This is a genomic window from Actinomadura sp. RB99, from assembly GCF_014706005.1.
In the GTDB taxonomy this organism is placed as follows: domain Bacteria; phylum Actinomycetota; class Actinomycetes; order Streptosporangiales; family Streptosporangiaceae; genus Spirillospora.
Genome location: NZ_JABMCA010000137.1, coordinates 1 through 12,073 on the forward strand (window position 1 = coordinate 1; position 12,073 = coordinate 12,073).

Here is a 12,073-nt window from a genome sequence, read left to right on the forward strand (position 1 = left end):
CCCGCCGCCCCGGCGCCCGCCGCCGCTCCGGCCCAGGCGCCCGCGCCCGCCGCGCGGCCGCAGGCCGCCGAGGACCCGGACGTCGAGGCCGTCCCGCTCAACCGCTTCCGCAAGGTCGCGGCGCGGCGGCTCACCGAGAGCAAGCGGAACGCGCCGCACTTCTACCTCAACCGGGAGGTGGACGCCGAGGCGCTGCTGGCGTTCCGCGCCACCCTCAACGAGGCGCTCGCCCCGGCGAAGGTCAGCGTCAACGACCTGGTCGTGAAGGCGGTGGCCACGGCGCTGCGCGAGCACCCCGAGGTCAACGTCTCCTACACCGAGGAGAACCTGCTCTTCCACAAGCGGGTGCACGTCGGCGTCGCCGTCGCCGTGGCGGACGGCCTGGTCGTCCCGGTCGTGAAGGACGCCGACCGCAAGAGCGTCTCGCAGATCGGCCGAGAGACCCGCGAGCTGGCCGGGAAGGCACGGGACGGGAAGCTGTCCGCGCAGGAGATGAGCGGCGGCACGTTCAGCGTCAGCAACCTCGGCATGTTCGGCGTCGACTCGTTCTCCGCGGTGATCAACCCGCCGGAGGCCGCGATCCTCGCGGTCGGCGCCGTCCGCGACGAGCCGGTGGTTCGCGACGGGCAGGTCGTCCCGGGCAAGCGGATGGCGGTGACGCTCTCGGTCGACCACCGCGCCTGCGACGGCGCGACGGCCGCGAAGTTCCTCGCCCGCCTCGCCGAGCTGCTGCAGAACCCGCTGCTGATCGTGGCGTGAGCACGGCCCGGCCGCGAGCGTGAGCGCGCGGCCCCGGTGAGCGCGGAGGTCACCGGGGCCGCGCGCCACTTGTCGTCGTTCTGACGACATGTGATCATTGCCGCCATGGCCGTGAACGTTCCGCTGGGTCCCCTGCTCGATCCGGCGTTCCACCTCGGGTCGGTGCCCACCACGTGGGCGGAGCTGCTCGGCTTCGCCACCGGCGCGGTCAACGTCTGGCTGGTCGTCCGGCAGAACATCCTGAACTGGCCGGTCGGCATCGCCAACGTCGTCCTGCTGGGCCTGGTGTTCCTGGACGGCGGCCTCTACGCCGACGCCGGGCTCCAGGTCGTCTACGTCGTCCTCCAGCTGTACGGGTGGTGGGTCTGGCTCTACGCCGGCGACGGCCGCGACGAGCTGCCCGTCCGGCGCACCGCGCGCACCGAGTGGGCCGGGCTCGCCGTCGCCGGCGCGGCCGGGACGGCGCTGCTGACCTGGATGCTGTCGGCCTGGACGGACTCCACCGTCCCGTTCTGGGACGCGCTGACCACCGCGCTGTCGCTCGTCGCGACCTACGGGCAGTCCCGCAAGCTGCTGGAGTCGTGGTGGCTGTGGATCGCCGCCGACCTGATCTACATCCCGCTGTACTTCTACAAGGAGCTGAAGCTGACCGGCGCCCTGTACGTGCTGTTCCTCGCGCTCTGCGTCGCGGGCCTGGTCGCCTGGCGCCGCGACCTCCGGCGGCGGACGGCCGCGGTGCCGGCATGACCCACGAGCACGGGCTCGTCATCGGCAAGTTCTACCCGCCGCACGCGGGCCACCACCACCTGATCGACACCGCCGCCGCGGCGTGCGCCCGGGTGACGGTGGTCGTCGCCGCGTCCACCGTGGAGAGCGTCCCGCTCGCGCTCCGCACCGCCTGGCTGCGGGAGGCGCACCCGCAACCGCACGTGGAGATCGTCCCGGCGGTGGACGACGCCGAGATCGACTACGGCTCCGACGAGATCTGGTCGGCGCACGTCGCGGCGTTCCGAGCGGGGCTCGCGCTGCGGTCGGGGCTCGGCGTGGCCGTCCCGCCGGTCGACGCGGTGTTCAGCTCCGAGCCGTACGGCGCCGAGCTGGCCGCCCGGTTCTCCGCCGTCCACGTGCCGGTGGACCCGCCGCGCGAGCGGTTCCCGGTCAGCGGCACCGCCGTCCGCGCGGACCCGGTGGCGGCGTGGGAGTGGCTGTCACCGCCCGTCCGCGCGTACCTGGCGCGCCGCGTCGTGGTGACCGGCGCCGAGTCGACCGGCACGACGACGCTGGCGCGCGCGCTCGCCGCGCACTACGCCGGACGCGGCGGGGTGTGGGCGGCGACGCGGTGGGTCCCGGAGTACGGGCGCACCTTCACCGAGGAGAAGCTGGCCGCCGCGCGCCGCGCCGCGGGCGACCCGTCGCTGTGGCTGGACGGCCTGGGCTGGGAGTCCGCCGAGTTCACCGCGATCGCCGAACGGCACGCCGCGCTGGAGGACGCCGCCGCGCGCACCGGTTCGCCGCTGCTGGTCTGCGACACCGACGCGTTCGCGACCGTGCTCTGGCACGAGCGGTACCTCGGCGCGCCCGCCCCGGACGTCGAGGCCGTCCACGAGCGGGTCCCGCACCACCTGTGGATCCTGACCTCGCCGGACGGCGTGCCGTTCGAGCAGGACGGCTGGCGGGACGGCGAGTCGGTCCGGTCCTGGATGTCGGACCGGTTCCGGGAGGAGCTGGAGAGGCGGGGCCTCCCGCACATCGTGGTCACCGGCCCGCACGAGGAGCGGCTCGCCGCCGCCGTCGAGGCCGCCGACGCGCTGCTCGCGCGCGGCTGGTCGTTCAGCGCGCCCCTGGCTCCGTAGCCCCGGACGGCTCGGCCGGCCCGGACGGCTCCGCCGCGGCGGGCGCCCGGTCGACGCGGAAGAGGTCCTCGTCGATGCGGTCGAGGGCCAGCCGGACGGCGCCGATCCCGATCGCCTCGTCGCCCAGCCGGGACGCCTCGATGCGGACGGGGCTCAGGCAGAGCGGCGGCACGTGCCGGCGCAGCGCGTCCACCAGCGGCGCTCCCGCGCCGACCAGCGGCCCGCCGACGACGATCATCTCCGGATCCAGGGCGAGGGCCATCGCGGCGATGCCGCGCGACATCCGCGCGGCGAGCCGTTCGACCGCCTCCAGCGCCGCCGCGTCCCGCCGCCCGGCCGCGGCGAGCACGCGCGCGGCGTCCTCCAGCGCGGGGCCGGCGGAGGCGAGTCCCGCGAGCGCCGCCCCGGCCGCCGCGGGCCCGGGCTCTGCGCCGGTGATCAGGACGGCCGTGGTGTTCCGCAGGCCCAGCTCGGGCAGCATCCCGATCTCGCCCGCGGCGCCCCACCGGCCGCGGTGCAGGCGCCCGCCGATCAGGGCTCCCGCGCCGGTGTGCAGCCCGGCGAGCACGCACACGACGTCGTCGGCCGCGCGGGCGGTGCCGCACCACCGCTCGGCCATCGCCGCGAGGTTGGCGTCGTTCTCCACCAGCACCGGGCAGGCGAACGACCGGCCGAGTTCACGGCCGAGCTCGACGCCCTCCCACCCGGGGACGGCGGCGCAGCGGGTGACGGTGCCGTCGGGGCCGACGACGCCGGGGGTGCCGATCGCGACGGCCCGCAGCGACCGCCGGTCGATCCCGGCCTCGGCCAGGCACTCCTTGACGGCCGCGCGGACGGCGGCGATGCGGACGTCCGGCCGGGCGTAGGTGTCGAGTTCCGCGCGGCGGCCGCCGACGTTCGCGCCGCACAGGTCCGTGAGGAGCAGCCGGACGTGGTGCGCGTCGATCTCGACGCCGAGGGCGTGGCCGGCCTCGGCGCGGAACCGGTAGCGGCGGGCGGGCCGGCCGAGGCCGCTGCCGGGCCGCGGCGCGACCTCGGCGACCAGGCCGCGGCCGATCAGGTCGCCGAGCACGCCCTCGGTGGTGGGGCGCGACAGCCCGACCCGGCGGGCCAGCCCGGACAGCGTCGACTCGCCGCCGTCGCGCAGCTCCCGCAGGGTGGCGGCGGAGTTCAGGCGGCGCAGCACCGAAAGGTCGCCCCCGTGCAGCGAGTGTTCGGACACGGCACCCCCCGACGGCGGTCTGCGGGCCGGCGGCTCAAGGCCGTCCTACTTATGGAAGGCACCTGCACAAGTGGCCGGACGGCGCCCACGATACTCCGGCCCGGCGTCCCTCAGCCGCCGTAGGCGAGGCCGTATCCGAACGGGAAGAGCGGCTTCTTGCCGTCGCCGCGGTTGACCGGCTCCTGGCCGCCGTCGCGCGGCCACGTCACCGGCAGCCTGCCGGACGGCCGGGCGTCGCCGAACAGCACGTCGGCGACGCCCGCTCCCTCGGTGCCCGGCAGCCACGACGCGACGAGCGCGTTCCAGCCGCCGAGCCGGGACGCGACGTCCAGCGGGCGCCCGGACACCAGGACGACGGCGACCGGCACGCCCGAGGCGCGCAGCCGCTCGACGGTCGCCAGGTCCTCCTCGTCGAGGGCGAGGCCGCCGGGCCGGTCGCCGTGGTACTCGGCGTACGGCTTCTCCCCGACGACGGCCACCGCCGCGTCGTAGGACTCGTCGATCCCCTTGCCGTCCCGGTCGTAGCCGACCTTCGCCCGCTCCCCGGCGACCTGCCGGATGCCCTCCAGGATCGTCGTCCCGGGCGTCGTCCGGCCCGGCGATCCCTGCCACGTCACCGTCCAGCCGCCGGACTGCATGCCGATGTCGTCGGCGCTGCGCCCCGCGACGAAGATCTTCCCGTCGCGGCGCAGCGGCAGGACGCCGTCGTTCTTCAGCAGCACCTGCGACTCGGCGACGGCGCGGCGGGCGAGCGCGCGGTGCGCGGCGCTCCCGACCGTCTTCAGGAAGCTCCGGTCGGCCATCGGCCGCTCGAACAGCCCGAACCTCATCTTCTGGGTCAGGATGCGGCGGTTGGCGTCGTCGACGCGCGCCATCGGGACCGTCCCGTCCTCCACCTCGGCGCGCAGGCCCGCGATGAAGTCCTTCCACTTCTCCGGCACCATGACCATGTCGATCCCGGCGTTGACCGCCTTCGCGATCTCGTCCCTTGTCATGCCCGCCTTGCCGTCGATCCGGTCGACGCCCTGGTAGTCGGACACGACGAAGCCCCCGAAGCCGAGTTCCCCCTTCAGCACCCCGGTGACCAGGTACCGGTTGGCGTGCATCTTCACGCCGTTCCACGAGCTGTAGGACACCATCACCGACCCGACGCCGCGCCGGACGGCCTCCCGGAACGGCGGCAGGTGCACCGCCCGCAGCTCCTCCTCGGAGATCCGCGCGTCGCCGCGGTCCCGGCCGCCGTCGGTGCCGCCGTCGCCGACGAAGTGCTTCGCCGTGGCGAGGACCGACGCGGGGCCGCCCGGCTTCGCGGTCTGGAGCCCGTCGATGAGCGAGGTCATGGCGGACGGCAGCTCCGGGACCTCGCCGAACGACTCGTATGTGCGTCCCCAGCGGTCGTCGCGGGCGACGCACAGGCAGGGCGCGAAGTCCCAGTCCGCTCCGGTCGCGGCCATCTCCTCGGCCGTCGCCGCCCCGATCGCCCGGACGAGCTCCGGATCGCGCGAGGCGCCGAGCCCGATGGCGTGCGGGAAGATCGTCGCGCCGACCACGTTGTTGTCGCCGTGCACCGCGTCCACCCCGTACAGCATCGGGATGCGCAGCGGGGCCGACAGCGCGCCCTTCTGGAACGCGTCGTCCATGTCCGCCCAGCTCTTCGCCGTGTTCGGGGACGGCGCCGAACCGCCCGCCGACATGACCGACCCGATCCGGTACCTCCCGACCTCCTCCGGGGTGATGTACCGGCGTTCGGGCTGCGTCATCTGCCCGAGCTTGTCGTCCAGGCTCATCCGGGAGAGCAGGTCGTCGACGCGGGCCGCGACGGGCAGCGCGGGATCGAGGTACGGGACGGCGGCCGCGCGCTCCGGACCGGCGGCCAGCGCGGGCACGGACGGCGAGCCGAGGGCGAGCAGCGCCGGCAGGCCGAGGGCGAGCAGCCGCACCCGGGCCGCCCGCACGGAGGAGCAGTCCATGAGGAAGGTTTTTCCGGCGACGGCCAATTCCGGCGCAAGCGGGCGCAAGCGGCCGGCAATATCTGCCGGCCGCCGCCCGACCAATCTCGATATTTCTTGTTAAGGGCGACCGCCCGGGATCGAACCGAGGACCTCCAGGACCACAACCTGGCGTGCAGACCACCACACCACGGACGCCGTGTCTCCGGCAGGAATCGAACCTGCGCCCTCCGGGTCCGCAACCCGGCGCGCTCTCCTCTGCGCCACGGAGACTCGATATTCATTTGTCGTGCGTACTGGGCGCAGGAATCGAACCTGCCTAGTGCGGCTTATGAGGCCGCCGGATGCACCAGCATCCCTGCCCAGCCTGCGCGGAGGGTGCGAGATTCGAACTCGCGCAGGGTGACCCCTGACCACGGCTTAGCAAGCCGCTGCCTTTCCGCTCGGCCAACCCTCCGGAAGAACGTGGGGGTATCGTGCGGGAAAAGAAAAAGACCGCCCGTTCTGCTCGGGCGGTCGGCGGCGGGACGCGATGGTCACGTCCCGCGGCGGCTCCCGAGGCCGGAGTGGCTGCTGCGATGCATTCGGTGTCGGCGCATCTTTCCCTCTCCCTTCCGGCCTCGTTCCGTTCGATGTCCATAGTGCCGGAACGGTTCCCTTGCGGCAACTCCTTTATCGGGGCGGCCCGCTCGGTGCGGGCCGCCCCGTTCCCGCTACTCGTCGAAATCGGTGCTGCGGATCAGCGGCTCCCAGGCGGTGAACTCCTTCCGGAGGCCGTCGAGGCTCGCGGCGACCGCGTCGGCGGCGTCGCTGCCGAGCGGCAGCCGCAGCGGCGTGTCCTCGGCGTCCAGCGCGGTGAGGATGGCGGCGGCGGCCTTGGCGGGGTCGCCCGGCTGCTTGCCGTCGCTGTCCGGCAGGCCCTTGCGCACCCGTCCGACCGTGTCGGCGTACTCCGGCATCTCGTCGGCCATCAGCAGCCCGCCGCCCGCGAACGACGTCCGGAACGCGCCGGGCTCCACGATCATCACCTTGATCCCGAACGGCGCGACCTCGCCCGCGAGCGCCTCCGTCAGCCCTTCCAGCGCGAACTTGGTGGCCGAGTAGCCGCCGACGCCCGGGAAGGACAGCCGGCCGCCCTGGCTCGTCAGCTGCACGATCGCGCCGGAGCCCTGCGCGCGCATGTGCGGCAGCACCGCGCGCGTAAGCGCGGCGGGGCCGAAGAAGTGCAGGTCCATCAGGTCGCGCAACTCCCGGTCGGTGGTCTCCTCCACCGCGCCGACCAGGCCGCGCCCGGCGTTGTTCACCAGGACGTCGATCCGGCCGTGCCACAGCAGCACGTCGGCCACCACGTCCGCGATCCGGCCGTGGTCGGTGACGTCCAGCGCGACCGCGTTCACGCGGCCGGGGTACCGGTCGGCGAGGTCGTCCAGCGCCTGCGGGCGGCGCGCTGCCGCGACGACGGTGTCGCCTGCGGCGAGGGCCGCCTCCGCGATCGCCCGCCCGAACCCCGAGGTCGCCCCGGTGATCAGCCAGACCCGCCCGCTCGCCGTGCCGTTCTCGTTCTCAGTCGTGTTCGTCATGCTCCGTTTATCGCAGCCGCGGCGGGGCGGCGTCCAAGACAGAGATCAACATGAGCGATAAAGAGCCTTTATCATCGCAGCATGGAGCTGCGGCAACTGCGCTATCTGGTCGCGATCGCGGACGCCGGGAACCTCGGCCGGGCCGCCGAGTCGCTGTTCGTCAGCCAGCCGGCGCTGTCGTACGCGCTGCGCCGGCTGGAGTCCGAGCTCGGGGTGCGGCTGTTCGACCGGCACGCCGGCGGGGTCACCGCCACGGCCGCCGGGGCCGACGTCGTCGCCGAGGCCCGCCGGACGGTCCGGCAGGCCGACCGGGTCGCCGCGGCGGCGGAGCGGCACCGGCGCGGCCAGGACGGGGTGCTGCGCGTCGGGTTCGAGGCGACCGGCGCCGGGGAGCTGACCACCCGGGCGCGGGCCGCGTTCGCCCGCGCCCATCCCGGCGTCCGCGTCGAGCCCAAGCGGTTCGACTGGGGCGGCGAGGCGGACGCGCTGCGGTACGGGGACGTGGACGTGGCGTTCGTGTGGCTGCCCGCCGATCTGTCCGGCCTGCACGCCGAGGTCGTGCACACCGAGCCGCGGATCGTCGGGCTCCCGTCCGGCCACCGGCTCGCCGGGAGCGAGGCGGTCGGCATCCTCGACGTCGGCGACGAGCCGCTGATGTGGACGGAGCGGGCGCCGCGCGAGTGGGTGGACTGGTGGGCGGTCAACCCGCGCCCGGACGGGTCGGAGCCGCGGTGGGGGCCGACCAACGACAACGTCGAGGAGATGCTGGAGCAGGTCGCCGAGGGCGTCGCGATCTGCTTCGCGCCGTCCAGCATGGCCCGGTACTACACGCGGCCGGGGATGGTGTGGGTGCCGCTCACCGGCGTGGAGCCGCTGCGGGTCGCGCTCGCCTGGGCGGACGGCGCGGACGGCCCGCTGGTGCGGTCGTTCGCGAAGATCGTCCGCGACCTCGCCACCACGTGACCGTCCCGGTCACCGGGTGACGGGCGCGCCCAGGGTCGCGTGCAGCGCGCGCAGCGCCTGGTAGACGCGGACCTTGACCACGTCGACCGGCACGCCCAGCAGGGCGGCGGCCTCGTTGACCGAGCGCTCCCGGAAGACCGTCTCGGTGAGGATCTCGCGGTGCGCCGACGGCAGCGCCTGGAAGGCCCGGGCGACCGCCGCGGAGCGCGTCCGCTCCCCCGGTGCGCCGGGGGCGAACGAACCGGTGTGCTTGCCCATTCGCAGTGCCACGCAACGAACTTCGCACCGCGCCGCCCGCCCGTCGCCGCCCTTATGCCGTCTTTAAGGAAGAGCTAACGGTGGAGTGAGGGGCGGGGGGCGTCGGGGGCGGTGGCGGGGGTTTCGAGGGGGGCGGGTTCCTGGAGGCGCCGGGCGAGGAGCCAGGCGGCGGCGGGGACGGCGATCAGCGGGAGCAGCGCGGCGCGCGGGGACGCGGCGTCGGCGAGCGCGCCCACGGCGGGGCCGGCGACGCCGCCCGCGCTGACGGCGAGGCCGAGGGTGACGCCGCTGGCGGTGCCGACGCGGCGCGGCAGGTAGTCCTGGCCGAGCGTCACCTGGATCGAGAACGGGGCGTAGAGGGCGATCGCGGTGAGCGCGACGAACGCGTAGATCGTGTACGAGGGGGCGAGCGCGACGCCCGCGACGGCCGGGACCGCGAGCAGGTAGGACGCGCGCAGCGTCCGCACGCGGCCGAGCGTCGCGGCGAGCCGCCCGCCTAGGACCGTCCCGACGGCGCCGCCGGCGAACAGCACGAACAAGGCGACCGCTCCGGCGTCCGCGCCGTCGCCGGTCCGCTGCCGCGCGACGACGGCGAGCAGGGTGCTCAGGCCGAAGAAGACGACCGAGCGGCACAGCACGACCAGGGAGAGCCGGACGAACATCGGCCGGTCGTCCCGGCCGTCCGCCGCGCTCTTCTTCGCGGCCGCGCCGGACGTGCGGCGGCGCATCGCGGTGAGGCTGAGCGCCGTTCCGAGGGCGGCCGGTGCCGCGAGCCACGGCGTGGCGTGCAGGCCGCCCGCCGCGAGGACGGGCGTGACCAGCAGCGGGGCGGCGGCGAAGCCGAGGTTGCCGCCCAGCGAGAACCAGCTCATCCCGGCGTGGTCGCCGCCGGTCAGGGCCCGCGCGACCCGCGCCGACTCGGGGTGGTAGGCGGCCACGCCGAGCCCGGACAGCGCGATCGCGGCCCAGGTCAGGGCGTACGCGTCGGACACGCCGGACAGGGCGACGCCGAGGCCGGCGACGCCCGTCGCGGCGGGCACGAGCCACGGCATCGCCCAGCGGTCGGTGAGCATCCCGAACGCGGACTGGACGACGGAGGACAGCAGCGTGGCGGCGAGCACGATCCCGGACGCGGCGACGTAGCTGTAGTGCCGCCCGGTGACGAGGAACGGGACGATCGCGGGCACGGCGCCCTGGTAGACGTCGACGCAGGCGTGTCCGGCCGACAGCAGCGCGACGGGGCCTCTGCGGTTCATACCGGCAGCCTCGCTCCCGGCACTCCTGTCGCGCTTCCGATATTTGGCCAACTTGTGTCGATGGACCGCCTTGTCGGTGCCCGTGCGTACCCTGAGCCGGTGACCCGCCACACCCCGCGCGCGAGTACGGGCCTGCGGCCGCTGCCGCCCGGCGGCGAGATCGACGCGCACCGCCACGACGACCACCAGCTCGCCTACGCCGTCTCCGGCGTCCTGTCGGTCACGACCGACGCCGGGATCTGGCTCGCGTCGCCCGCCCGGGCGCTGTGGATCCCCGCCGGGACCGTCCACGAGCACCGCTCGTTCGGCGGCGCCGACCTGCGGCTCGTCGGGATCCCGGCGGCCCGCGACCCGCTCGGCCTGGCCCGTCCCGCCGTCCTCGGGGTGGACTCGCTGCTGCGCGAGCTGATCGTGGCCTGCACCGGCGCGCCCGCCGCCGAGCGGGACGGCGCCGAATGGCTGCGGTTGCGGGACGTCCTGCTCGACCGCGTCGCCCGCGCCCCCCGCTACGCCGACTACGTCCCCTCCGCCCGGGACCCGCGCCTCGCCGCCGTGTGCCGGATGCTCTGCGACGACCCCGCCGACGACCGGACGCTCGGGGAGCTCGGCGCGCGCGCTGGAGCCGGCGAGCGCACCCTCACCCGGCTGTTCCGCGCCGAGCTCGGCATGACCTTCCCTCAGTGGCGCGCCCAGCTGCGCCTGCACCACGCCATGGTCCTGCTGGCCGAGGGCCTCCCGGTGACGACCGTGGCGCACCGGTCGGGGTGGGCGTCCGCCAGCGCGTTCATCGACGCGTTCCGCCGCACGTTCGGCCACACGCCGGGCACGCACCGCGCCCGCGTCGACGGACGACTCCTGCTCCGCTGACCTCCGCGCGCGCCGGCGAACTCGCAAGCGGGCCCCTCGCCCCGCGGCGCAGCGCCTAGGATGAGGCTCCGGGGAGGTGGTGGACGTGGACGCGCCGCACATGACGTTCCCGCCGGACGGCTGCTCCTACGAGGTCCGCTACACGCTGGGCCGCCGCGGCACGGGCCTGGAGGCGTTCCCCGACGAGTTCGACCTCGGGCGCTGGTTCGTGCTGATGGCCGAGGAGGGCGTGTTCACCCCGGAGGACTTCTCCGTCCCCGACGAGGACGGCCGCAACGGCTTCCAGATCTTCTGCGTGTCCGGCGGAACCCGCGTCCCGATCAGCTACTTCCACCCGCGCCTCGTCCGGGGCCGCATCGAGGGCGCCCGCACCGCCGTCCCGAACCGCTGAGGCGCGTCCCTCGCAGCTAAGCGCGCGCGGGACGCCGGAGCGCCGCCGACGCCAGCACCGCCAGGACGCAGAACGTCCCGCCGAGCGCCCCGTACCCGGCCGCGGACATGATGACGGTGGACGCCAGCCCGGCCACGGCGGCGATCGTCCACACGGCCGCGTCCACCGTGCCCTCGACGTCCGCGCGCGCGGGCTCGGGCAGTTCGCCGGCGAGCCGTCCGCTGCCGCCGACGAAGCACAGGTTCCACGCATAGCCGAGTCCGAACAGCGCCGCGGTGCGCGTCCAGGCGCCGCCGCCGGCCGCCGCAAGGCCCGCCGACGCGGCGAGCGCCGCGACCCCGGCGAGCATCACCGGACGCGCCCCGTACCGGTCGACCAGCCGCCCCGTCACCGGCGACAGCGCGAACATCCCCAGCGTGTGCGCCGACAGCGTCATCCCGACCATGCCGAGCCCGTCGCCGTCCATCCGCATCGCCACCGGCGCCGCCGTCATCACCGCGACCATGACGACCTGCGCCGTCACCATCACCACCAGCGCGGGCCGCGTCACCGGCCCCTGGAGCAGGACCCGCAGCGGGACGCGGTCACCGGGCTCCGGCGCGCCGGTGCCGGGCGCCTCGGGGGCGGACGTCGCCATCGCGAGCGCGGCGGCGGCGGTGGCCGGGACCGCGGCGAGGAAGGGCCCCGCCAGGTGCGGGAGGCCGAGCGCGTGCGCGAGGCCGCCGGACGGGTCGAGCAGCAGCGGCCCGCCGACCGCGCCGACGGCGGCGGACCAGACGACGACGCCGATCGCGGAGCCCCGCCGTCCCGGCGGGTACAGGTCGGCCGCCGCGTACCGCGAGAGCTGCGCGCCGGCGTTGCCGAGGCCGAGCATCGCCATCCCGGCGCAGAGGGCGGCCAGGTCGCCGCGCGCGACGCCGGCGGCGGCCAGGAAGGCGCCGGCCGCGGCGGCGAGGTACCCGCCGGCCAGCACCG

12 protein-coding genes and 4 tRNA genes are annotated in these 12,073 nt (G+C 75.2%); 6 read left to right on the plus strand and 10 right to left on the minus strand.

Translation table 11 applies throughout. From position 1 onward, the window contains the following. The 3 genes from amrb99_RS48385 to amrb99_RS48395 form a co-directional block, all read left to right on the plus strand. The coding region (locus amrb99_RS48385; RefSeq protein WP_190868862.1) for a dihydrolipoamide acetyltransferase family protein at positions 1 to 759 on the plus strand (759 nt) is incomplete at its 5' end. 105 nt (positions 760 to 864) lie between these two features. Further along, a complete protein-coding gene (pnuC, locus tag amrb99_RS48390) occupies positions 865 to 1,506 on the plus strand; it encodes a nicotinamide riboside transporter PnuC (RefSeq protein ID WP_190868863.1) in 642 nt (213 codons plus the stop codon). Then, complete coding sequence (locus tag amrb99_RS48395) at positions 1,503 to 2,612, plus strand: AAA family ATPase (protein WP_190868864.1); 1,110 nt, start codon at positions 1,503 to 1,505, stop codon at positions 2,610 to 2,612. Before pnuC ends, amrb99_RS48395 begins: the two co-directional genes overlap by 4 nt. Here the strand turns inward: amrb99_RS48395 and amrb99_RS48400 are convergent. The 7 genes from amrb99_RS48400 to amrb99_RS48430 all read right to left on the minus strand — a co-directional run bounded on the left by amrb99_RS48400 (position 2,590) and on the right by amrb99_RS48430 (position 7,363). Next, positions 2,590 to 3,834, minus strand: coding sequence for an ROK family protein (locus tag amrb99_RS48400; RefSeq protein ID WP_347257189.1), 1,245 nt, complete (start codon positions 3,832 to 3,834; stop codon positions 2,590 to 2,592). The genes amrb99_RS48395 and amrb99_RS48400 overlap by 23 nt on opposite strands. Before the next feature lie 110 nt (positions 3,835 to 3,944). Further along, a complete protein-coding gene (locus amrb99_RS48405) occupies positions 3,945 to 5,804 on the minus strand; it encodes a glycoside hydrolase family 3 N-terminal domain-containing protein (RefSeq protein ID WP_190868865.1) in 1,860 nt (619 codons plus the stop codon). Between the two features lie 103 nt (positions 5,805 to 5,907). Then, positions 5,908 to 5,982 (minus strand) — tRNA-His (locus amrb99_RS48410). A gap of 1 nt (position 5,983) precedes the next feature. Beyond that, positions 5,984 to 6,056: transfer RNA gene (locus amrb99_RS48415), tRNA-Arg, on the minus strand. 21 nt (positions 6,057 to 6,077) lie between these two features. Beyond that, positions 6,078 to 6,150: transfer RNA gene (locus tag amrb99_RS48420), tRNA-Met, on the minus strand. Positions 6,151 to 6,155: 5 nt separating this feature from the next. Beyond that, a tRNA-Ser gene (locus amrb99_RS48425) sits at positions 6,156 to 6,240 on the minus strand. A 256-nt stretch (positions 6,241 to 6,496) separates the two neighbouring features. Then, positions 6,497 to 7,363 (minus strand): oxidoreductase, encoded by an 867-nt coding sequence (locus amrb99_RS48430; RefSeq protein ID WP_190868866.1) that lies wholly within the window; start codon positions 7,361 to 7,363, stop codon positions 6,497 to 6,499. A gap of 81 nt (positions 7,364 to 7,444) precedes the next feature. On the opposite strand from amrb99_RS48430, the gene amrb99_RS48435 reads away from it, so the two are divergent. Continuing rightward, positions 7,445 to 8,326: a LysR family transcriptional regulator gene (locus tag amrb99_RS48435; RefSeq protein ID WP_190868867.1), complete on the plus strand. Its 882-nt coding sequence runs from the start codon at positions 7,445 to 7,447 to the stop codon at positions 8,324 to 8,326. Positions 8,327 to 8,335: 9 nt separating this feature from the next. Here amrb99_RS48435 and amrb99_RS48440 read toward each other — a convergent pair whose 3' ends face one another. Both amrb99_RS48440 and amrb99_RS48445 read right to left on the minus strand, forming a co-directional pair. Next, positions 8,336 to 8,596, minus strand: coding sequence for a sigma factor-like helix-turn-helix DNA-binding protein (locus amrb99_RS48440; protein ID WP_225992169.1), 261 nt, complete (start codon positions 8,594 to 8,596; stop codon positions 8,336 to 8,338). A gap of 62 nt (positions 8,597 to 8,658) precedes the next feature. Beyond that, positions 8,659 to 9,840: an MFS transporter gene (locus amrb99_RS48445; protein ID WP_190868868.1), complete on the minus strand. Its 1,182-nt coding sequence runs from the start codon at positions 9,838 to 9,840 to the stop codon at positions 8,659 to 8,661. A gap of 99 nt (positions 9,841 to 9,939) precedes the next feature. Here amrb99_RS48445 and amrb99_RS48450 point away from each other — a divergent pair, with 99 nt between their 5' ends. After that, positions 9,940 to 10,707, plus strand: a complete 768-nt coding sequence (locus amrb99_RS48450) for a helix-turn-helix transcriptional regulator (protein WP_347257190.1) — start codon at positions 9,940 to 9,942, stop codon at positions 10,705 to 10,707. An 85-nt stretch (positions 10,708 to 10,792) separates the two neighbouring features. Then, positions 10,793 to 11,098, plus strand: a complete 306-nt coding sequence (locus amrb99_RS48455) for a hypothetical protein (protein WP_190868870.1) — start codon at positions 10,793 to 10,795, stop codon at positions 11,096 to 11,098. A 16-nt stretch (positions 11,099 to 11,114) separates the two neighbouring features. On the opposite strand, the gene amrb99_RS48460 is transcribed toward amrb99_RS48455, so the two are convergent. Next, the coding region (locus amrb99_RS48460; protein WP_190868871.1) for an MFS transporter at positions 11,115 to 12,073 on the minus strand (959 nt) is incomplete at its 5' end.

Coding starts and splice junctions, on each gene's coding strand:
- pnuC (WP_190868863.1), top strand. CDS start 865: ATGGCCGTGAACGTTCCGCTGGGTCCCCTGCTCGATCCGGCGTTCCAC.
- amrb99_RS48395 (WP_190868864.1), top strand. CDS start 1,503: ATGACCCACGAGCACGGGCTCGTCATCGGCAAGTTCTACCCGCCGCAC.
- amrb99_RS48405 (WP_190868865.1), bottom strand. CDS start 5,804: ATGGACTGCTCCTCCGTGCGGGCGGCCCGGGTGCGGCTGCTCGCCCTC.
- amrb99_RS48430 (WP_190868866.1), bottom strand. CDS start 7,363: ATGACGAACACGACTGAGAACGAGAACGGCACGGCGAGCGGGCGGGTC.
- amrb99_RS48435 (WP_190868867.1), top strand. CDS start 7,445: ATGGAGCTGCGGCAACTGCGCTATCTGGTCGCGATCGCGGACGCCGGG.
- amrb99_RS48445 (WP_190868868.1), bottom strand. CDS start 9,840: ATGAACCGCAGAGGCCCCGTCGCGCTGCTGTCGGCCGGACACGCCTGC.